The sequence below is a fragment of the Desulfovibrio sp. 7SRBS1 genome (assembly GCF_049723905.1).
Lineage (GTDB): Bacteria > Desulfobacterota > Desulfovibrionia > Desulfovibrionales > Desulfovibrionaceae.
This window is the reverse complement of the sequence record NZ_JBJKFD010000001.1, coordinates 1,669,350-1,689,942: the sequence shown is the minus strand read 5'-3', so window position 1 is coordinate 1,689,942 and position 20,593 is coordinate 1,669,350. Positions and strand designations below refer to the sequence as shown.

Genomic DNA, 20,593 nt, shown 5'->3' with positions numbered 1-20,593 from the left:
TCCTCCTTATCCGTGGTTACCTGTTGGCGCCTTCTTCACAAGGCAGGTCCATCCAGCACTGGGACTTGCTGTCGTCAGTGATGGGGAACTTCTTGCCGAGAACTTCTTTGGGCTCGGCCAGCTTGGTTTCGGTGAAAAGCAGTTCGCTTTCCAGATCGCCAGCTTCAGGCTTTCCGTCGTAAGGCTTGATGGAGCCTTCCGGCGTGGTGCGGATGGGGAACTTAAAACGTTTGACGTTGCCATTCCGGAACTTGACGGTCCACATGATATCTTCAGCGGAGCGCATCGGAATGGAAGTACCACCCATAGGAGCGAAGTCACCATAAGGACGTGCGGAAATGGCGCCCTGGGGGCAGATCTTCACACAGGAATAACATTCCCAACAAGCGTCGGGTTCCTGGTTGAAGGCCCTCATTTCCTCGGGGTCCAGGATCATGAGATCGTTCGGGCAGATGTACATGCAAGCGGTCTTCTCGCCACCCTTGCAGCCGTCACATTTGCTCGGATCTACAAATGTAGGCATGATTTGTACCTCCTAAAAAAGGAATTTAAGTTTTGTCCTAACTCGCCACAGCAACATATAGAAAAAAAACAGGAAGCGCTTATGGGCGCATACCTGCTTTTCTTGCCGTATCTTTAGAAGACCTCACTGGTACACAACACTTGCCGACGGACGGCGAAAGTACAGTATGTGTACGCAAAGTGATTAATCATTCTACGGTAACCCATTTGTGAAACTGTTTGTGCTAAGCACATGTGTCTTGGCTTGTGCGTAAAGTAACGAGCGGCAAGTGTGCTGTCAAGGAGAAAGTGAAATATGTTACAAGCGCCTTGCCGCATACTACTAACCTGCAATAGGAGACACCAGCATCCGTAGATGCCGCATTCGGAAAACCCAATCCAACGCCGCCCAGACCTCCATAAAATCGTATATTGCATCTTTTTAAGTTGCAAATACACGAACTTTTAAGAGGAAAGTCGCGTCACCTTATTCGGGAGTAGCGGCTAATTACTATAATTTCGGGCTGGGGAATGCAAGGTATTTTTGTGAAAAAAAGCGTAAAGCACATGCAGGTGCTGCCTGGCGGAAGCAAAAAAATGGCCGTCGGACGCATTGGAACAAGGGGGGAGGGCTGGAAGAAGTCGAAATGAGCCGCAGTAAAGTTTTCTGCATAAAAAAAACGGAGGCCCCTGGGGACCTCCGTTGTATATGCAAGAGAGAAGTGGCCTGAGCCTACTTCATTACGTCGCCGGAAGCGGCACCCTGCATCTTGATCTCGACCTTTTCGGTCAGGCCTTCATAGTAGGCGCGCAGGATGGTGAGGACTTCTTCACGACCGAAGTGATCCGGTACATCAGCGCCTTCGGACAGAGCCTTACGCAGCTTGGTGCCGGACAGGATGACGCGGTCTTCCTTGCCGTGGGGGCATGTACGCAGGGAAGCCATGCCGTCGCACTTGTAGCAGTAGAAAGTCCAGTCAATCTTCATGGGTTCGCAAAGCAGAGCCTTGCCGGGTTCGGGGCATTCTTCGGTCTGGTAGGGGATCTTGTCGAAGATTTCCTGAGCTTCGAACAGACCGTAGAAGTCGCCCACGCCAGCGTGGTCACGGCCAATCAGCATGTTGTTGATGCCGTAGTTCTGACGGAAGGTGGCATGCAGCAGACCTTCACGGGGACCAGCATAACGCATGTCGAGGGGGTAACCGGCGTTGATGACATTGTCGCCCACGAAGTAGCCGTCGATCAGAGTCTGGATGCACTTGATGCGGACTTCAGCGGGGATGTCGCCGGGCTTCAGGTTGCCGATCAGGGAGTGGATAACCACGCCGTCGCAGGTTTCGGCAGCGATCTTGGCCAGATATTCGTGGGAGCGGTGCATGGGGTTACGCAGCTGCAGAGCGGCAACCTTGGACCAGCCCTTTTCTTCCATCTGGGCGCGGAGCTGTTTCGGAGTCAGGTATACGCCGGGGAAACGCTCGGCGTAGTCGCCTTCGGAGAGCACTTTCACGGGGCCGGCCAGGTTGAACTTGCCCTGAGCCATGACCATTTTCACGCCGGGGTGGTCTTCCAGCGCTACGTCCCAGAAGCGTTCGGAGTCTTCGCCATGGCCTTTGTAGACCATTTCGCTTTCCCACTTCTTGTCGGCTTCGGTCATTTCGTACTTTTCTTCAATCTTCATGGTCGCGTAGACGGTGCCTTCGCGAACCAGGGCGACTTCGTCACCAACTTTGACGTCTTCGTCATTGGTGTCGAGGGTCACGGGGACCGGCCAGAACGTGCCGTCGGCCATCAGGAATTTTTCGCAAACGCCTTTCCAGTCTTCCTTGCCCATGAAGCCGTTCAGCGGAGAGAAGCCGCCGATACCCATCATGATCAGGTCGCCCTTGGCACGAGCGGAAATTTCAAGCTGCTTCAGGCCTTCGGCTTTCTTCTGTTCTGCGGAAAGTTCAGCGCCTTCGAGCAGGCAGCAAACGAGGCCTTTACCACCATGAGGAGGAACCAGTGTAGACATGCGTGAGTCTCCTTTAAATTAAAGTAGGTGTCCTTTGTCCAAATATCGCTGCGGCGACGAATAACGTTTCGTCGGCCAGCAGTTGGGTCGGGGATGCGTACCCTTTTTTGGGTACACCGATGCGCCATGCTCCCCGGATACCGCCACTATGTTTTGTGAAGGAACCTTTACTTGTGAAAAATACAACAAAATGTCAAGTCCGCCGGAACGGCTTGGTAAAATTCAGTTTTATATTTGCTTCTCAGGAAGGGAATGCTACCCTCTCGCCCAAGCCGGTCTTCGGCGTTCCTTGCGGGCCGTTGCTTCCTGCAAAGCTTGCTCCCGGTGGCGTTTCAGGCTATGCACTCTGTTTCCCTATTTTATATGTAGAGCGAAGGTACATGCCAAACTATCCATACAAGACACCCGCCGGGCCATCACGTGGTCCCAGCCTGACTGAGGAAATCATGGGGCTCGATGAGCAGTTGCTGGAACTTATGCAGCGACGCACCCGATTGCTTTCCCGTGCCGCCAGCACACGGCGTTCGAAGAAACTCCCGGTGGCCGAGGCCGCCCAGGAAAAACGTTTTTGGAGCGTATGGGAAAAGCATTGCCGCGCCGGAGGATTCAAGCCTCGCACCGCACGGCAGTTTTTCGTCATGCTCAACTCGCTCGGCTATGAAGCTGCAGACGCTCCGGTGCGGGCGGAAAATGCATTTTTTCTCACTCCCAGGCCCGGTTCTCTGGATGTTGATGCCGCTGGTCCGGTGGCACCTACGCTGGCCGCCATGCAGGCCGTTCTGGCCACGGCAGCCGGGGTGGAAATGCGTCTGGACAACTGCCTTCTTTCCGACAATCTGATCGATCTGGCCAAAGTGCTGAACACCCTGGGCGGGGCGGTCTCCTGGGAAGGCGACAGCCTTGTGCTGGGAGAACCCCGTGAGCTGGCCTTTGAGGGCAAGCTGATTTACGCCGGGGAAAGTCCCGAGGCCATATATTATAGTATAGCACTGGCGCTGGCTTATCCCGGCACCTGCCGCCTGAGCGGAGCAGGGCCTCTCAAGCTGCTCGATTTGCGTGGTCAGAACAAGCTGCTGAACATGCTCGGAGCGAGGCTTGCGCCTTTAGGCACAAGCAACATTGGCCTGCCTGCCCGGTTGGAATGCGGCGCGCCAATGGCCGAGGAAATCTTTTTGGATGAGACGGTCGAACCTGTTCTGGCCGGAGCATTGACTCTGGTTGCCTGGACCTATGAGAAAGGGCTGTGCGTCAATTTCGAAGCCGACAGCGCCGTAGGCAGAGCCGTTATGGATGCGGTTTCGGTTTTGAAGGACGCCTGCATGGACGTGGTGGTCGAGCCCGGCCGGGTGCGTGTTGCTCCCGGAACCCCGAAAGTCGCGTCCAAGCCGTTCCTTGCCATGGACCCGCTGCTGACCTCCCACATTCTGGCCATGGGCGCATTTCGCCAGGGCCGGGTGCGGCTGAGCGGCAAGTTCGACGCGGACCAGCCGGTTCTGCAGGCCGGGTTGGATATGCTGCGTGCCTGCAACTTGAACCTTTCCGAGGAAAAGAATGCCCTGGGCGTTACCCACAACAAACCTTCGGGACGGGTGACACTTGCTCCGAGGTTTGCCGATCTGGCTCCCCTGGCAGCGGCCCTGGCCTGCGCCATGCCGCAGGGGGCGATCATCGAGCTGGAAGGAGTGGAATATCCGGAAACCATCCTGGAATCCATGCTCCATTGCCTGGGCAAAATTTCTTCCTACGACTCCGGCCGCCTGAAAGTGGAACCTGGGTTCTCCCACGAAGCCCCCGGTGCGTGGATGGCTCCTGACGCCCTGGCCGGTTTTTCCCTTGGCCTGGCCTCCATGGTTCGCCCTGGAGCCGCCCTGGAAAATCCCGGTGTGATGGGTGAGGTGTGGCCCGGTTTCTGGAACTTCTACAATCGGCTTCCCCATGTGACGGGCAAGCTGGTGAAGCAAAGGGAAGCACCCAAAGATGATGCAAAAAAACGGCGGCGGATTCGTGTCCGATAGCGCCGGTGAACGCATAGCCGAGTTGCAGCAGGAAAGTGCTGTATTCGAGGCGCGGCTCAAGGAATTGGACGGCGAGGTGAAACGCCTGATGCAGGAAGAGGATATTCCTGCCGGCAAGACGTTTGCCAAGGAAATTCACGAAATGCGTCAGGACAGGATGCGTTTGAAGGTTGAGATCCTTGCCGTGCAGCAGAAGATCAAACGGCTTTCGCTGGGCTACGGCGAAGACGCGGTCAGCCTGCTTGCCGACCCTGCCAATCCCCTGATTCAATAGTTTGAAACGGCAGGGCCGAAAGATGCTTTCGGCTCTGTTGTTAACAGCGGAATTTCCGGTGGCTTCCGTTGCCGGACATGCTGTGGGAAAGTCTGTGCCGTTGTGCCGCGGATGTGGCTTTCTCCAAAAAATGGAATGGTATCCGCTGCAAGTGTACATACGATGATTTCCGGAGGATTCTTATGACCAAGACCCTTGTTCGCAAAATATTCGACGCCCACTTGGTGAACGGTTCGGTGGAACCGGGCAAGGACATCGGCCTGCGTATCGACCAGACCCTGACCCAGGACGCGACAGGCACCATGGCCTATCTTCAGTTCGAGGCCATGGGTGTGGACCGCGTGCAGACCGACCTTTCCGTCAGCTACGTAGACCACAACACCTTGCAGATGGGCTTTCGCAACCCGGACGACCACCGCTTTCTGCGCAGTGTGGCCGAACGCTACGGCATTGTCTTTTCGCCTGCTGGCCTGGGCATTTGCCATCAACTGCACCTGGAAAATTTCGCCAAGCCCGGCGCTACCCTCATTGGCTCCGACAGCCACACCCCCACTGCGGGCGGCGTAGGTTGTTTGGCCATTGGTGCCGGCGGTCTGTCCGTGGCCCTGTCCATGGCCGGACAGCCCTACACCATGCCCTGTCCCAAAGTGGTGCGGGTGCGTCTGGAAGGCCAGCTCCAGGGCTGGGCGTCTGCCAAGGACGTCATCCTTTATCTGCTGGGCGAGCTGTCCGTGAAGGGCGGCGTGGGCAAGATCTTTGAATACGGCGGTCCCGGCGTGGCTACTCTGACCGTGCCCGAGCGTGCCGTCATCACCAACATGGGCGCGGAACTCGGAGCCACCACCTCCATCTTCCCCTCGGACGAACAGACCCGCGTATTCCTCGCAGCCATGGGGCGTGAAGACGACTACACCCCGTTGGCCGCCGACGAAGGCGCCGTTTACGACGAGGAAGTGGTAATCGACCTGTCCAGCCTGGAACCTCTGGCTGCCGCACCGCACATGCCCGACCGTCGCATCTCCATTCGCGAACTGGACGGCATGAAGGTGGATCAGGTCTGCATCGGTTCCTGCACCAACTCGTCCTACATCGACATGAAGAACACGGCCACTCTGCTCAAGGGACAGCGCGTCAACCCCGAGACCGATCTGCTCGTCTCTCCGGGGTCCAAGCAGGTGGTGAAACTGTTGGCCCGCGAAGGCATTCTGGAAGACATCATCGATTCTGGTGCGCGTCTGCTGGAATGTTCCTGCGGCCCCTGTATCGGCATGGGCGGCTCGCCTGTAAGCGGCGGCGTCTCTGCCCGTACCTACAACCGAAACTTTGAAGGCCGCAGCGCCACCAAGGACGCCAAGGTCTATCTGGTCAGCCCCCAGACCGCTGCCCAGACCGCCATCCGGGGCGCATTCGTCGATCCGGCCAAGTGGGGCGAGGCTCCTGCCAAGCCCGTGCTGCCGGACAATCCGCCTTCCATCCGCCACATGTTTGTTTTCCCGCCGGAAAATGGGCAGGACGTGGAAGTGAAGCGCGGCCCCAATATCGTGCCCCTGGAAAAATTTGATGTTCTGCCCGAATCCATTGAAGCGGCCTGCGCCCTCAAGGTCGGCGACGACATCACCACCGACCATATCATGCCTGCCGGAGCCGAAATTACGGCCCTGCGTTCCAACATTCCGGCTATCAGCCGCCACGTGTTCAGCCGTGTGGACGAAGAATTCGTCTCCCGCATCGAATCCATGGGCGGCGGCATCATTGTGGGCGGCGAAAACTACGGGCAGGGCTCCAGCCGCGAACATGCGGCCCTGGCTCCCCGCCACCTCGGCGTACGTGCCGTGCTGGTCAAGTCCTTGGCCCGCATTCACCGCGCCAACCTGGTGAACTTCGGCATTCTGCCGTTGCTGTTTGCCGACAAGGCCGACTACGACCGCGTGGAACTGGGCAGCAAGCTGACCATCCCGGCTGGAGAAATTACTCCGGGCGGCCAGGTTGACCTTGTTCTGGAAAACGGCGAAACCATCCCGGTTGTCAACGACCTTTCCGAATACGAACTCGGCGTGATCCGGGCAGGTGGACTGCTCAACGCCGTGAAAAAAACACAATAACCCAAGCGGAGTTCCCGACCCATGCTTGATATTCTGCGGCGCAATTCCCAAAGCTGGCTGATCAAGGTGCTTTTTGCCGTGATCATCCTGGCGTTCATCATTACGTTCGGCTACTCGTTCAACCACCAAAGGGGCGGAGCCATCGCCTACGTCAATGAAACTCCCGTATCCCGGCATGAATTCATTGACAGGTACAAGCAGACTGTGGACCGCCTTCGTTCCCAGATGCCCAAGCTGGATGAGAATCTCATCAAGCAGATGGGACTGAAACGGCAGGTGCTCAGCCAGGTGGCCGACCTCATTCTGATGCGGCAGGAAGCCGAAAAGTTGGGGATCCATCCGGCGAACGAATCGATTCAGGAAGCTATCCTGGCCATTCCCGCCTTTCAGAAGGACGGAAAATTCGACCAGGAACAGTACGTCCGGGTTCTGCGGGCCAACAGCCTTACGCCCTCCCAGTTCGAAGCCGACATGCGCCAGCAGCAGCTTCTTACCACGTTGCGTACTTACATATCCTCGGCTGCCGAGGTTACGGAAGACGAAGCTCGGGAATATTTCAACTTTGCCACGGAAAAATGCACGGCGCGCTACGCCATGTTTTCCGGCAAAGACTATGAAAGTGAAGTGAAGCCCACGGACAAGGACATCCAGAAGTTCTACGATGAAAATTCGGCCCGCTACGCCATTCCCCAGGCCGTGGAAGCCGACTACATCATCTTCTCGCCCGAGTCCCTGGCCGATCCCGCCAGCATCAGTGACGCCGACATCATCAGCTACTACGACCTGAACAAGGCCGCTTATGATCAGGACGAGCAGGTCAAGGCCCGCCACATCCTGGTGAAGGTCGACAAGGCCGCATCCGAAGCCGACGTGGAAAAGGCGCACAAGCGCATTGAAGCCATTCGCAATAAAATCAAGAAGCCCGAAGACTTCGCCAAAGTCGCGGAAAGCGACTCCGAAGGACCGAGTTCGGTCCGCGGTGGTGAACTCGGCTGGTTCAATCGCGGTATGATGGTTCCGGAGTTCGAAGAGGTGGCTTTCAGCCTCAAGCCCGGCATTGTTTCCGAGCCTGTCCGCACTCCTTTCGGTTGGCACCTGATTCTTGTCGAGGACAAGAAGGAGAAGGGCATTGCCCCGCTGGAAGATGTGAAAGAGGATATTCGTCTGAAGTTGGCCCAGGACAAGGCTGCCGAGTCCATGGCCGACCTGATGGACGAAGCTACCGCGCGTCTGACCCTTGACGAACCCCTTTCCAAAATTGCCAAGGAACTCAAGCTTCCCCTGCATTCCACCGGACTGGTGGACCGCGCCCAGGCCCGTGCTCTTGATGGACTGGACGAAGAAGCGGTGAACGCTATCTTTGCACTGAACGAGGGTGGAGCCACTGAAACTCCCGTGGCTATTGGCGTAGGTTATCTTTTGGCCGCCAAGACCAAAGACAAGCCCGCTTCCACCAAGCCTTTGGATGAAGTCAAAGACGACGTCATCAATGAACTCAAGCGGCAGGGCGGTATAAAGCAGGCCCTGGAAGCCGCTCGTTCCACCCTGGCTGAACTCAAGGACAAGGCCACGGCTGAAAAGGCCATGAAGAAGCTGGACAATAAGCTGAAGGTGACCAACGAGTTTACCCGTTCCGGTTACGTGGACGGCATTGGTCAGAATCAGGCTTTTGTCGAAGCCGCTTTCACGACTCCGGAAAACCAGTGGCTGCCCGATGCCTACGAGACCCCGGAAGGCGCTTTTATAGCCAAGACGGAAATCGTGGTTCCGGCTCCGCTTAGCGAATGGGAAAAGCAGCAAGCCGCGTGGATGGAAACCCTGTCCTCCCGGAAGCAGCAGCAGATGTTCCAATCCTATCTTGCCAACCTGCGCTCCACTGCCAAGATCGAAATCGCTGACCAAGACTTTTTCGAATAGGTAGAGCAGTTTTATAAGGAATGTGCGAGGGGGAAACCTCTTGAAAGAGGTTCTCCCCCTCGCGCTCCCCCTTCCAGAATTTTTCAATATTTCGGCTGCTGAAAAAAGTACGATAGCGTCGTTATTTCAAAGAACCCAAATCCTCGCGTATCAGGAAATACGCGTCGGCCTTGAGTTCTTTTTATGCCTTGCTCTCGTACCTTTTTAAGTAGCCGTTTATATTTCGTATTAATCTGAATTGATTAGGCCGTTTTGCCAACGAAAACTCCCCATAAGCGTTACGCTTATGGGGAGTTTTCGTTGGCAAGCTTGCGGGTCCAGGGGCATGATGCCCCTGGCGGAGTCCAGAGGCAGCGCCTCTGGTGTTGATTACTCTTTCAGCTCCTTGATTGTCCGAAAGAGGGCCCGAAACGCGTGTGGCGGTTTATTCTTTTCGCGTTCGCGTTTGGCATTGAGCGCCAGTGTGCGGAGCTGTTGCCGGTCGGCGAGGGGATACTGCTCCAGAATTTCTTCAAGCGCACCCATGTCGCCGCTGACGAGTCGGTCACGCCAGGACTCGGCCTGTTGAAAGGCCTGCGTTACCACGGCCCGGCCCTGGTCCCAGGCGTCGAGGTGTTCCTGGATTTCCTCCAGATCTATGTCGCGCATGAGCTTGCCGATGTACTGCATTTGGCGCCGCACGGCTTCGTGCTTTGTTATGGTCTTGGCGTCGCGTACGGCTTGGGCAAGCTCCGGGGGGAGGTTCATGGCCTTAAGGCGGGAATCGGGCATTTTTATCAAGGTCTTGCCCATCTCCTGCAGTGCGGTCATTTCCTTTTTCAGCTGGGTGCGGGATTTGTAATTGTCTTCCATGGGGCTATTTTAACGGTGTGGAGGGCGGACGGCAAGTACGTTCCGCATGGGAGGAAAAAAGAGGCCGGGAAAGGACGATCCCTCCCCGGCCTTTTGTTATTTGCGCAGGGCGCGGGCGGCTGCGACCATATTGGCCAGTGACGCCCTGGTTTCGGGCCAATCCCTGGTTTTGAGACCGCAATCCGGGTTCATCCACAAACGTTCGGCGGGGATAACGTCGAGCGCCTTATGCAGCAGGCTGACCATTTCTTTCAGAGGTGGAACGCGGGGGCTGTGAATGTCCCAAATTCCGGGCCCGATTTCATTGGGGTAGTGGAAGCGGGCAAAGGCATCGAGAAGCTCCATGTTGCTGCGGCTGGCCTCTATGCTGATGACGTCGGCATCCAGCGCGGCAATGGATTCGATGATTTCGTTGAATTCGCTGTAGCACATATGGGTGTGGATTTGCGTTGTGTCGTCCACACTGCATGTTGCCAGCTTGAAGCTTTGCACGGCCCAGTCCAGATATTCCTGCCAATCCTGCTTGCGCAGTGGAAGGCCCTCGCGCAGGGCGGGTTCGTCTATCTGGATGATGGCAGTTCCGGCTTTTTCCAGATCGGTCACTTCATCGCGAATGGCGAGGGCGATCTGGCGGCAGGTCTGGCTCCGTGGCTGGTCGTCGCGCACAAAGCTCCAGCAGAGGATGGTGACCGGCCCGGTCAGCATGCCTTTGACAGGCTTGGCGGTTTGCTTTTGGGCATACGTCGTCCAGCTTACGGTCATGGGGCGGGGCCTGTGCACGTCGCCGTAAATAACGGGCGGCTTTACACAGCGGCTGCCGTAGCTCTGCACCCAGCCGTTGGTTGTGAAGCAAAAGCCATCCAGCTGCTCGCCAAAGTATTCGACCATGTCGTTGCGTTCGGGCTCGCCATGGACAAGCACGTCCAGGCCGAGGGTCTCCTGCTCATGGATGCACTCGGTTATGGCACTCTGCATGGCTGTTATGTATGCGGACTCGTCGAGTTCTCCGATTTTTCTTTGACGGCGGGTCGCACGTATTTCCGAAGTTTGCGGGAACGATCCAATGGTTGTTGTGGGCAGTTGTGGCAGTTGGAGTCTGTCTTTCTGCAGCCGGATGCGCTCGGCAAATGGAGATTTTCTGCTGGCCATGTCCGGGGTGATGTCGTCCACCCGTTGGCGTACGCCAAGGTTGACGACCTTGGGACTTGTGGCTCTGCTTACAGCGGCTGCGTCGCTTTGGGCGAATGCGGCTGTTACATCTATACCCGAGGCTGCTTTGCCAAGTGTTGCTATTTCGCTGCATTTCTGGACAGCAAAGGCCATCCAGTTTTTGATTTCAGGGGCGAGGGTTGTTTCGGAGTTTAAATCCACGGGGCAGTGAAGGAGGGAGCAGGAGGAGCCAATAAGGAGGCGGTCATTGCCCAGGATTTCGGCAGCCTGACGTTTTTTTTTATCGGCAGCAGGAAGTCCGGTTTTCCAGATGTTGCGGCCATCCACAAGGCCGAGGGAGAGGAATTTGTCCTTGGGAAGGGTTTTGGCTACGGCGTTGAGCTGCTGCGGAGCGCGAACAAGGTCTATATGCAGCCCGGCTGTGGGCAGAGCGGTCAGCAAGGAGAGTTTGTCGTCGATGGCTCCGAAATAGGTTGCCAGAAGAATTTTGGCCGGGGCGCAGTGCTGTTGCAGTCTTGTGTAGGCGTCGACAAAACGTTGCGAAAAGCCGGGGGGAGTGTCCAAGCAGAGAATAGGCTCGTCGATCTGAATCCACTCGCAGCTCTGGGAAAGACGTTCCACGATTTGCCCATACACGGCAAGACAGTCGTCGAGTGCGTTCCATTTATCGTAGTCCGGCCGGGTGGACTTCGCCAGGTGGAGGAACGTGAAGGGGCCGGGGAGAACTGCCTTGGGCTTCAGTCCGGCATCCAAGGCCTCCTGGACTTGTGCGAACAGGCGGGACGAGGAAAGTGAAAATTTTTGGTAGGGAGCAATTTCAGGAACAATATAGTGGTAGTTGGTATCAAACCATTTGGTCATTTCCATGGCAGGGAGGTGGTCGCCTCCACGGGCAAGCTGGAAATAGGCCTCAAGGTCGGCGTCGCAGTCCGGCGAGCCAAAGCGTTGTGGAATGCAGCCGAGCGTGACTGCCGTGTCCAGCATGTGGTCGTAGAAGGAGAAGTCTCCAACGGGTACGAGGTCAAGACCTGCTTCGGCTTGAATCTTCCAGTTTTCCAGGCGCCGTTCCTTTCCTGCATTGAGGAGTTCGTCCTGGCTGATGGATTTTCGCCAAAAGGCTTCCATGGCTTTTTTGAGTTCCCTGTCACGTCCAATGCGGGGGAATCCCAGAGAATGTGTACGCATGTGCTCCTCCGTGGAATGAATAAGCATTCCTGTGTTCGGTTTCGGGGCCGGTGTGGCTTTTCCGGCGCGGTCGAAAATCGTGAAAATGCGGAGCGATCTGCTGGAGTGTGAGGATGCCACGAACTATCCGGCCAATCCGGCCAAATGCTTCGCTGTGCTCCTGGTGCATGCCGGGCATGGGAGATTTTGTTCCACGATTACATACGTGGTGCTTTGTGTCGACGAAAAGGCTTTCTTTATCACGCTGTTTCCGTCAACAGCAAATCCTGTCTGCTTCGGCATAGTTTTCCAGCCCATATCGCGGGGCCTTGTTTCGTGCTGGCGAGGCGTCTTCCGGCTTCCGGTGCGTTGGCTGACCAACATGCCATTTTGTCTCTCCTTCCCGGCAAAACCAGTGAAGAGGCGGGCGTACTTTCCGGTTACGGCAGCGCGTCTGCGACGGATTTGCACCGTCTTCCGTTTCTCGCGAGCTTTGGTTAAAGATTAATCAAATATCATTTAATTTAGATATAGTTGTGTGAACTTTATGTCAATCATTTTACTCACCACTTTGCAAAAGAAATTACTTGAAAGCCAAAACGGAAAAGAGAGCAAAAGGAGCCCAGATAGTGGGGCGATCGGGACAAGGCGAATGGGAAAAATGATTTTGTTCGGGGGACGGACCGCAGCATGGGATGAAGCAGCATCAGAATGAAGGGAATGGAAATGTTCCGGCGACCTATTTTGGGGGTCCAGCGAGTTACTTCCCGTTCAAAGCAAAGGACATGTGCACTATGATTCCCACATGGAGTCCCACAGAGCTGGGATACTCCCTTGCTTTTGGGGAAACGGAGAGCCAGGGAGCTGAAGATTGCCAAAGCTTGCTTTGGTAGACCTTGGGAGTGGGTGGCTTTTGCTCGGGCAGAAAACAGAAAGCTAAGCGGCCGAGTACAGGAACTTCATCGAGCCAAATAAGGGAGGCACCTTTGGCGGGCGGAGGGGCCATTCCACGGAAGCCAAAGGTGCCCTGCAGGAAGGAATAGGACAAAAAAGAAAATTATGATTTGCTGAGAGCCTTCATCATTCCCTTTGCATGATTCCGAATAGCTCTTTCGGGCCGCTAATCCGCTACTAGCAATCTGTGAACGTGGCACCATCACAGCCTGTTCGCGCACTGAAACTTTTGGGTGCAGCGGATGCCAGCAAATGTTCTGCTCGTGGAGCTGCGTAATGCAGAGCTGCCTGCTGTCGTCTATTGTAAAAACAACAGCAATTCACCACCACCGGGACAGCTCATCGTTCCCCTTGCGTCGTACAAACCGTGTGTTTCTCTTGGGCATTTGGGCATTTGGGCTCTCAGGAGCGGGCCCGTTGTAGGTCTTGCCTCTGTTTTTGAGACCTGATCCTTCACAAATACGCTTTGTAGTGTGCCGGACAGACTCGTGTCTCGACTGCACATCCGTTTCACAAAAATACAGCACTCCACACGGCATGTTTCGCTCCGGCATATCCCGTCTTGGGCATGTCCCATTTTGGGATGTCCTGTCTTGAGCATGTCCCTTAGGCGCGACCAGAAATTGGAGAACTTCCGGAAGCGGCATGAGCGAACCTGAGAAGTTATTTCAGGCCGCGGTCATCAACACTAGTCGAGTTCGTCGATGTCCAGGCGGCGTCCACAATCGGGGCAACGATGCACGGTTTTTCCGAACTCAATGCTCATCAGCCAAAAGACCGCAAAGCGTCCTTTTTTGTACTGTACCCAGATGTCCCGTCCGCATTGGCACGTTCTGCGTTGCATGATGTTCTCCTCGTGTTGCGTTTGCTATCTTTTTGTTTATTTATATAAACCTGAAGGGCAAAAAAATATCTCGCTTCTAACCGTTCTTTTTTAAAGGACTTGTCTCTTCAAAAGATCCATGGCTTCAGACCTCCAGTCCTTTTGCCCCTTTTGCCTGTTCAGCCAGCTGCTTTGGCTTCTCTTTTGGCGGTTGGCGCTCACCCTGCCGGTTGTTGTCCCGGCTTGCTCTTGTTTCGCAGGCAACATCTGTTGCTCTGCTTTTAGCGGTATTCCCGGCAGACCCAGACCACCTTGCCGATGATACGGCACTGGTCGATTTCCTCCCCGCGCAGATAAATGGGGGAGTAGTCGACATTGTCGCTCAGCAGTACAAGCACGCCGGGTCTTTTTTCTACCCGTTTGAGCATTACCGTGTCTTCCAGGCCCACGGCATAGATACCGCCTGCGATGATGTCTTTTTGGGCCTGGTCCAGCAGGGCGGTATCGCCCTCGCGGATTTCCGGTTCCATGGAGTTGCCGAACACATCCATAAGGACCATCCGGCCGCTGTTACCCTTGCGGCGGAGCCACTCCCGGCGAAAGGAGTAGAAGCCCTCAATGTCGCCTCCGGTTTCGAACGAGCCGCCACCGGCACACAACCTGGCCCGTACTTTGGGCACACGCTCAAAGTCGTCGTCATTTGTGCCGTAAGCCGCTCCGGATGGCATGCGTTCGGGGCCGCGTCCGTTTTCCAACCAGTCCGGGCTCAGTCCCATGTCGCGTGAAACTTTGAGAATCCAGCGTTCCGGCACTGCTCCCCGCTTTTTTGCCTGGGTGATGGCCGAACGATTCACGCCCAACAGGGCTGCCAGCTCCTGCTGTGTCTGCAGGCCGGTGGCCTTGCGAATCCTGCTGTAAAATTCATCAAATATTGTCACACGTCACTCCATGTTCATATCGTGTTTATCTTGTATATAAAAGTTAACATGACGGCAAGCTTTTTTTAGAACGTCTTGAACATTCTTCAAAAAACCTATTCTGCTTGGCTTGGAGTTCGGTTGGGAGCCAATTCCGCAGTGACTATTCCGGCAAAGATCAGGGCGCAGCCTGCCAGGGCTCGGGGTGTGAGCATTTCGTCGAGGATTATCCAGCCTGTGAGGGCTGCGAATGCGCCTTCCAGGCTCAGGATGATGGCTGCGTGGGTGGGTGGGGCGTCCTGCTGGGCAACGGCCTGCAGGGTATAGGCTACGCCGGTGCTCATGAGCCCGCCGTAGAGGATGGGACCGGCAGCGCCGTACAACCCGGTTAGGGTAAATGTTTCCGTTGGCAGGGCTACGAAAAAGCTAAGCACGGAGCAGCAGGCGAATTGCACACAGGACAGGCGGATAGGATTCATGCGTGGTGCCAGCCAGCCGAGCAGCAAAACATGCCCGGCCCAGAAAAATGCACCTACAAAGACCAGGATGTCACCCTTGTTCATGGCAATGCCACCATTGGTGACGCTGAGAAAATACATTCCGCTTACGGCAAGGACTACGCCTACCCAACTGCCTAGTCCCGGGCGCTGCCTGAAGAACAGGCCCAGAAAGGGGACGATAACGACATAAAGGCCCGTAATGAAACCGGCATTGCCTGCCGTTGTCCAGATGATGCCCATCTGTTGGAGTGAGGACCCGGCAAAGAGCAGAGCTCCGGCGCCAAGGCTGCCAACTGCGGCTTTCCAGCCCGAGAGCGCATCGCCCCTTGTGCCGTGGCTGCGCATGGCAATGGGAGCAAGTGCCGCAGCGCCCAAGGCGAACCGAACGGCATTGAAGGTGAATGGTCCGACATGGTCCATTCCCAGCCGTTGTGCGACGAAAGCCCCCCCCCAGATAAGGGCGGTAATCATCAAGAGTGCGTCGGCTTTGAGTTCTCTGGTTTGCATGGCTGCTCCGTATGTCGCTCCGGGATGTTCGAAATTCGCTGGGCAAACCAGACGAAATCTGACGGGAAGCCGCGTACTGTATGGCAAACACACAGAACAGGCAATTGTTTTGCTTTAGATGGAAGAAGGGGCGGGAAGGCTATTTTGGGGCTTTTATTTCTCGAGGCGGGAGCTGCCCGGTACGCATGATGCGGCGGGCTTCTTTGATGGTTTTTTCATCCAGAAAGTCGAGTACAATGCAGGTTTCCACAAAGTCCTGCGCGACTTTTCCTGTCAGCTTTTGGGCCTTTTGATGTTGCTCCATGGTTATCCTGCCGGACGAGAGCAGCCAATGGGAAACATCCTCGCCTGAAGACTTGGTATTTTTTTTGAGTGTCGGCGTTTCTTCCGGTGCCTCAATCCAGTCGTTTTTCAGAAGAAAAATTTTCTGTTCAATGTTTTGGATTTCAGACTTCAAGCTGTTTTTGCGTTTTTTCAGTTCCTTGTATTCAGTGCTCAGAGCTTCTTCCTTGGCTGTTATTTCGGCCAGGGATTTATTGTACCATATCACAATTTGTTTGCTGAAGAAGAGGAAGCCCAATGAGCAGGCAACGAGAAGAAGAAGGGAGAGGGCGATTACCATGGCAGAATTTATACTCCGGAATTGTGTTCAGCACTGCTGAGTTGTGCTCGGGCTGTTTCAGCTTCATGCTCCAGCAATTCCACTTCGGCATTCAAAGCATCTATTTTTGCAGATACTTTGGTTTCCAGAAATCTGAATTCGTATTTGCGCTTGGCAAGTTTGTTCCGGTGCTTGTCGTAATGAGAAAGGAAAAAGAGCAATTCCAGAACAATTGCAATTATGACGAACATAAAGACGAATGCATCCATAAGGCTAGAGATCCTTTGCGCTCGTAATCTCGTAAGTTGCGTTACCACTGGATGTGTATATTGCAAAGATTTACAGACAAGGGAAGGGCACAACCCGATGTATATTGTAATCCCTTCTTCCCCCCTGCTGTCAAGGCAATGCGTTTATCGCGAACAGCTGGTTCGAAAGTTCCGTATTTATTAAAAACAGAGATATTTTTTTGCTTATTTTGATAAAATGCCAAAGTTTTTCCTGCCTTGGCTTGTTGGAAGGGTCTGATTTTGTTAACAAGGCGAATTCAGTAATCGAGTTTTCGGGAGTTTCGAGTGATCCGATTTGAGAAAGTGAACAAGTGGTATGGCGAACACCACGTTTTGCAGGATGTCAACCTGCACATAACCAAGGGCGAGGTCGTGGTCATCTGCGGTCCGAGCGGGTCTGGCAAGAGTACCCTCATCCGCTGCATCAACCGCCTCGAGCCCATTCAAAAAGGCACCATCACCGTCGATGGGACCAACCTTGGCGACATGACCTTGAACCTGACCATGCTTCGGGCGGAGGTCGGTTTCGTCTTTCAGCAATTCAACCTGTATCCGCATATGACCGTTCTGGAAAACGTGACTCTGGCTCCGGTGATGGTCCGCAAAATGGGGCGTTCCGAAGCCAACGCCCTGGGCATGGAGCTGTTGGAAAAGGTCAATATTCCGGACAAGGCCCATGCCTATCCTTCCCAGCTTTCCGGGGGGCAGCAGCAGCGGGTGGCCATTGCCCGCGGTTTGGCCATGCGCCCCAAAATCATGCTTTTCGACGAGCCCACATCGGCTCTGGACCCTGAAATGATCAACGAGGTTCTGGACGTTATGAAGGCCCTTGCCCGCGACGGCATGACCATGGCCTGCGTGACCCACGAGATGGGGTTTGCCCGCGAGGTGGCGGACAGGGTTGTGTTTATGGATGAAGGCATCCTGGTGGAGGAAAACACGCCCGAAGAATTTTTCACCAATCCGAAATCCGACCGTTCCAAGGAGTTTCTCAGCAAGATTCTCTCCCACTAGGCCTACTCGGCCTGATTGGAGAATCACTGGGCAACCTGCGGCGCGTACGTTCGGGCAAGGGATGATGAACCGCCCGGCAAGTCCGGGCCTGTGTATGGAAAAACGGGAGGAGGAAACGGCTCCGTCAGTGCCGTATCTTCTTTTCGAAAGGGATGATTGCTCGAGTTTTCAACAACCAAACTAAAGGGGTGTATTCATGAGAATGGTCAAAGCTTCCATTCTGGCCGCTCTGCTCGTAATGGCAGCGGCTTCCCTGGCCCTGGCCGGTGCAACCTACGACAAGGTCATGAAGGACAAAGTCCTGCGTGCCGGCATCATGACCGACTCCATTCCCGGAGCCTTCTACAACGACCAGAACCAGTGGGTCGGCTTCGACGTGGACATTGCCGAGGAAATTGCCAATCGTCTCGGCTGCAAGCTGGATCGCGTACCCGTCAACAACAAGACCCGTATCGCCTTTGTGCAGCAGGGCCGCATTGATATGTCCGTAGCCAACATGACGCACAAGCGTGAACGCGACAAATCCATCGATTTCACCATCACCTACTTTTTCGACGGCCAGAAAGTGCTGGTCAAAAAGGGCAAGTACAAGGACTGGAACGACCTGAAGGGCAAGAAAATTGCTTCCATGCAGGGCACCACTTCCGAAATCAACGCCCGCAACAAGCTGAAGTCCCTGGGCGACGACAAGGCCGACAAGAACGTGATTTCCTTTCAGAAGGAATCCGAATGTTTCCAGGCCCTGCAGATGGGTCGTGTTGCCGGATGGTCCACCGACTCCACCATCCTGCTGGGCTATGCCGCCAAGGAACCCGGCAAGTATGAGCTGATCGGCGATTTCATCAGCGACGAACCTTACGGCATCGGCCTTCCCGAGGATGATTCCAAGTTCCGCGACGCCGTGAACTTTGCCATCCAGGACATATGGACGGACGGCACCTACATGAAGATCTACAACAAGTGGTACGGTCCCGGAACTGCCTATGAGTTCCCCATGACCGAAAAGATCGAAATGTGGCCGTAGGCTGAAGGGAACAACCGCAACTTAATGGCATGGGCTCGGACAACCGGGCCCGTGCCTTTTTGAAGTCACTACATGATACGTTTTTGGTTTGAAAAAAGATGGGTGCAGATCATCAGCCTGCTGCTGTTCATGGTGGGCATGATCTACTATTGGGGATGGGTTTTCAATTTCGGCTACGCTTTCGATTGGAGCGTTCTGTACGCCAAAAACCCCACCTATGGGCAGGTTTTCGGGCTGGAACTGCTCAAGGGCGTCAAGATAACGGTCTTCATTTCCGTGGTCAGTTCCATCCTGGCCCTTGGGTTGGGTATATTTTTCGGGCTTGGCCGTCTGTCCAAGTTCCGGCCAATGAGCTGGCTCTCCACGGCATATGTTGAATTTTTCCGCAACACGCCATTGCTGGTACAACTTTTCTTCTGGTACTTCGCCTTCCCCATGGGGCTTCCCGAGGTGGCCAGGGACTGGGTTTTCAATCTGGGTTTCGAGATGTTCGGCGTCACCTTCGGGTTCGAATTCTGGAGTGCCACCCTTGGCCTTGGAATGTACACCGGGGCGTTCATGGCCGAGGTCATCCGTGCCGGTTTGCAGTCCATCAACAAGGGCTTGCTGGAAGCGGCGTATTCCTCGGGGCTGAACTACGTTCAGGTGCTGACCCGCATCATCCTGCCCATTGCCTTCCGCAACATCATTCCGCCCCTGGGAAGCGAGTTCCTGAACAACATGAAGAACTCCTCCCTGGCTATGGTGGTTGGCGTGGCCGAGCTCTGCTGGCAGGCCCAGCAGGTAGAGTCCCTCACATTCAAGGGGTTTGAGGCGACCACCGCGGCCACGCTGCTGTATCTTGCTCTTTCGCTGATTATTTCCGGCATAATGAACAAGATAAACACCCGGATGAAAATAGAGTCCATGGCCAAGCGCGCCTTGGCCAGAGCGGAAGGCGGGGCCGTTACCTCGATGCTTTCCCGGCTGGCTCTCTTCCGTTTGCAGCGCCGCCAGTCCAGGGGAGCCTCGCTGAGCTACTCCCAGACTCGGGCCGCATGGCTCGCCTTTTTCAAAAAAGTCTGGTGGCTGGTCTCCTGGGCGTTGAAGATTTTTTTCCTGCTGGCCCTTTTGGGACTGCTGGGCAAGGCCCTGTACGGCCTGTACCACTTCAACTGGAAAATCATCGGCGACAACATCTCCCTGCTGCTCATCTGGCGTTTTCCCAATGGAGGCCCCAACGAGCTGTTCTGGGGACTGGGCGGATTGGCCTATTCCATCCTGATGTCGGTCATCGCCATTACGGTGAGCTTTTTCATCGGCCTTGTCGCCGGTCTGGGAAGGACGTCGAACAACCTCCTGTTCCGCGTTCCGGCTACGATCTACATTGAATGTATTCGCGGCGTGCCGCTGATCATGGTCATTTTCTGGATTTATTTCTTCATCCCCGTGCTGTTCAACACGTTCTTCGACGTGTTCTGGAGCGCCACTATAGCTCTTACCGTGTTCACTGGGGCGTATCTGGCCGAAATTGTGCGTGCGGGCATAGAGAACATCCCTGCCGGGCAGTTCGAAGCCGCGTTTTCAACGGGGCTTTCCTATTTCCAGACCATGCGCAAGGTCATTTTGCCGCAGGCTCTCAAGCAGATGATTCCGGCCATTGTCGGCCAGTTCATTGCCATTTTCAAAGATACCTCGCTGGCCTATGTCATCGGCGTTCTGGAACTGACCTTTGTGGCTCAGGGGCTGAACAACCGTCTCATGGTCTATCCCTTCGAGGTCTACACCACGGTGGCGACGCTGTATTTTGTCTGCTGCTACCTTATGAGCATTGTGGCCAACAGGCTGGAACGCAAGCTGAGTCCGGAAAGGGTGAACCTGGAAATGTAGACAGGCTGCGTTACTACATATTATTTAGCTATTCAAAGAGCGCCTCCCACGGGGGGCGCTCTTTTTTTATATGAAATTTGTATTTTGT

The 20,593-nt window shown here is 55.1% G+C and carries 16 protein-coding genes and 1 riboswitch; of the genes, 7 read left to right on the top strand and 9 right to left on the bottom strand.

Annotated features, from left to right (window positions below):
• Window positions 1–16: 16 nt before the first annotated feature.
• Entirely contained in the window at window positions 17–523 is a 507-nt protein-coding gene (gene aprB / locus ACI0FJ_RS07840; protein ID WP_424301404.1) for an adenylyl-sulfate reductase subunit beta, read from the bottom strand.
• 711 nt (window positions 524–1,234) lie between these two features.
• Window positions 1,235–2,512, bottom strand: coding sequence for a sulfate adenylyltransferase (gene sat, locus ACI0FJ_RS07835; RefSeq protein ID WP_424301401.1), 1,278 nt, complete (start codon window positions 2,510–2,512; stop codon window positions 1,235–1,237).
• A 380-nt stretch (window positions 2,513–2,892) separates the two neighbouring features.
• Here sat and ACI0FJ_RS07830 point away from each other — a divergent pair, with 380 nt between their 5' ends.
• From ACI0FJ_RS07830 to ACI0FJ_RS07815, 4 genes are all read left to right on the top strand, one after another.
• Window positions 2,893–4,527, top strand: a complete 1,635-nt coding sequence (locus tag ACI0FJ_RS07830) for a hypothetical protein (RefSeq protein WP_424301398.1) — start codon at window positions 2,893–2,895, stop codon at window positions 4,525–4,527.
• Complete coding sequence (locus ACI0FJ_RS07825) at window positions 4,490–4,801, top strand: hypothetical protein (protein WP_424301395.1); 312 nt, start codon at window positions 4,490–4,492, stop codon at window positions 4,799–4,801. The genes ACI0FJ_RS07830 and ACI0FJ_RS07825 overlap by 38 nt, the downstream gene beginning before the upstream one ends.
• Window positions 4,802–4,983: 182 nt before the next feature.
• Complete coding sequence (locus tag ACI0FJ_RS07820; protein WP_424301392.1) at window positions 4,984–6,903, top strand: aconitate hydratase; 1,920 nt, start codon at window positions 4,984–4,986, stop codon at window positions 6,901–6,903.
• A 21-nt stretch (window positions 6,904–6,924) separates the two neighbouring features.
• Window positions 6,925–8,820, top strand: coding sequence for a SurA N-terminal domain-containing protein (locus ACI0FJ_RS07815; RefSeq protein ID WP_424301389.1), 1,896 nt, complete (start codon window positions 6,925–6,927; stop codon window positions 8,818–8,820).
• A gap of 369 nt (window positions 8,821–9,189) precedes the next feature.
• On the opposite strand, the gene yjgA is transcribed toward ACI0FJ_RS07815, so the two are convergent.
• The 7 genes from yjgA to ACI0FJ_RS07780 form a co-directional block, all read right to left on the bottom strand.
• A complete protein-coding gene (gene yjgA / locus ACI0FJ_RS07810) occupies window positions 9,190–9,672 on the bottom strand; it encodes a ribosome biogenesis factor YjgA (protein WP_424301386.1) in 483 nt (160 codons plus the stop codon).
• A 96-nt stretch (window positions 9,673–9,768) separates the two neighbouring features.
• Window positions 9,769–12,027 carry a 5-methyltetrahydropteroyltriglutamate--homocysteine S-methyltransferase gene (gene metE / locus ACI0FJ_RS07805; RefSeq protein ID WP_424301383.1) on the bottom strand — a complete coding sequence of 753 codons (2,259 nt, stop codon included), beginning with the start codon at window positions 12,025–12,027 and terminating at the stop codon, window positions 9,769–9,771.
• Window positions 12,028–12,355: 328 nt separating this feature from the next.
• Window positions 12,356–12,485, bottom strand: a riboswitch (cobalamin riboswitch).
• 1,163 nt (window positions 12,486–13,648) lie between these two features.
• Window positions 13,649–13,804 (bottom strand): hypothetical protein, encoded by a 156-nt coding sequence (locus ACI0FJ_RS07800; RefSeq protein ID WP_424301380.1) that lies wholly within the window; start codon window positions 13,802–13,804, stop codon window positions 13,649–13,651.
• Window positions 13,805–14,064: 260 nt separating this feature from the next.
• On the bottom strand, window positions 14,065–14,721 hold the full coding sequence (locus tag ACI0FJ_RS07795; RefSeq protein ID WP_424301377.1) for a LexA family transcriptional regulator: 657 nt from the start codon (window positions 14,719–14,721) through the stop codon (window positions 14,065–14,067).
• A gap of 95 nt (window positions 14,722–14,816) precedes the next feature.
• Entirely contained in the window at window positions 14,817–15,707 is an 891-nt protein-coding gene (locus tag ACI0FJ_RS07790; RefSeq protein ID WP_424301374.1) for a DMT family transporter, read from the bottom strand.
• A 139-nt stretch (window positions 15,708–15,846) separates the two neighbouring features.
• Entirely contained in the window at window positions 15,847–16,329 is a 483-nt protein-coding gene (locus tag ACI0FJ_RS07785; RefSeq protein WP_424301371.1) for a hypothetical protein, read from the bottom strand.
• Window positions 16,330–16,337: 8 nt separating this feature from the next.
• The gene (locus ACI0FJ_RS07780; protein WP_424301368.1) at window positions 16,338–16,559 is read right to left on the bottom strand and encodes a hypothetical protein; all 222 of its coding nucleotides are present in this window, start codon (window positions 16,557–16,559) and stop codon (window positions 16,338–16,340) included.
• Window positions 16,560–16,883: 324 nt separating this feature from the next.
• Here ACI0FJ_RS07780 and ACI0FJ_RS07775 point away from each other — a divergent pair, with 324 nt between their 5' ends.
• From ACI0FJ_RS07775 to ACI0FJ_RS07765, 3 genes are all read left to right on the top strand, one after another.
• Window positions 16,884–17,612 (top strand): amino acid ABC transporter ATP-binding protein, encoded by a 729-nt coding sequence (locus ACI0FJ_RS07775; protein ID WP_424301365.1) that lies wholly within the window; start codon window positions 16,884–16,886, stop codon window positions 17,610–17,612.
• Window positions 17,613–17,808: 196 nt separating this feature from the next.
• A complete protein-coding gene (locus ACI0FJ_RS07770; RefSeq protein ID WP_424301362.1) occupies window positions 17,809–18,636 on the top strand; it encodes an ABC transporter substrate-binding protein in 828 nt (275 codons plus the stop codon).
• Window positions 18,637–18,708: 72 nt separating this feature from the next.
• Window positions 18,709–20,505 carry an amino acid ABC transporter permease gene (locus ACI0FJ_RS07765; RefSeq protein WP_424301359.1) on the top strand — a complete coding sequence of 599 codons (1,797 nt, stop codon included), beginning with the start codon at window positions 18,709–18,711 and terminating at the stop codon, window positions 20,503–20,505.
• Window positions 20,506–20,593 lie beyond the last annotated feature (88 nt).

Excerpts from the sequence above, each read along its gene's own strand:
- ACI0FJ_RS07830 (WP_424301398.1), top strand. The coding sequence starts at position 2,893 with ATGCCAAACTATCCATACAAGACACCCGCCGGGCCATCACGTGGTCCC.
- ACI0FJ_RS07800 (WP_424301380.1), bottom strand. The coding sequence starts at position 13,804 with ATGCAACGCAGAACGTGCCAATGCGGACGGGACATCTGGGTACAGTAC.
- ACI0FJ_RS07790 (WP_424301374.1), bottom strand. The coding sequence starts at position 15,707 with ATGCAAACCAGAGAACTCAAAGCCGACGCACTCTTGATGATTACCGCC.
- ACI0FJ_RS07785 (WP_424301371.1), bottom strand. The coding sequence starts at position 16,329 with ATGGTAATCGCCCTCTCCCTTCTTCTTCTCGTTGCCTGCTCATTGGGC.
- ACI0FJ_RS07815 (WP_424301389.1), top strand. The coding sequence starts at position 6,925 with ATGCTTGATATTCTGCGGCGCAATTCCCAAAGCTGGCTGATCAAGGTG.
- ACI0FJ_RS07825 (WP_424301395.1), top strand. The coding sequence starts at position 4,490 with ATGATGCAAAAAAACGGCGGCGGATTCGTGTCCGATAGCGCCGGTGAA.
- yjgA (WP_424301386.1), bottom strand. The coding sequence starts at position 9,672 with ATGGAAGACAATTACAAATCCCGCACCCAGCTGAAAAAGGAAATGACC.
- sat (WP_424301401.1), bottom strand. The coding sequence starts at position 2,512 with ATGTCTACACTGGTTCCTCCTCATGGTGGTAAAGGCCTCGTTTGCTGC.
- aprB (WP_424301404.1), bottom strand. The coding sequence starts at position 523 with ATGCCTACATTTGTAGATCCGAGCAAATGTGACGGCTGCAAGGGTGGC.
- ACI0FJ_RS07820 (WP_424301392.1), top strand. The coding sequence starts at position 4,984 with ATGACCAAGACCCTTGTTCGCAAAATATTCGACGCCCACTTGGTGAAC.
- ACI0FJ_RS07770 (WP_424301362.1), top strand. The coding sequence starts at position 17,809 with ATGAGAATGGTCAAAGCTTCCATTCTGGCCGCTCTGCTCGTAATGGCA.
- ACI0FJ_RS07765 (WP_424301359.1), top strand. The coding sequence starts at position 18,709 with ATGATACGTTTTTGGTTTGAAAAAAGATGGGTGCAGATCATCAGCCTG.
- metE (WP_424301383.1), bottom strand. The coding sequence starts at position 12,027 with ATGCGTACACATTCTCTGGGATTCCCCCGCATTGGACGTGACAGGGAA.
- ACI0FJ_RS07780 (WP_424301368.1), bottom strand. The coding sequence starts at position 16,559 with ATGTTCGTCATAATTGCAATTGTTCTGGAATTGCTCTTTTTCCTTTCT.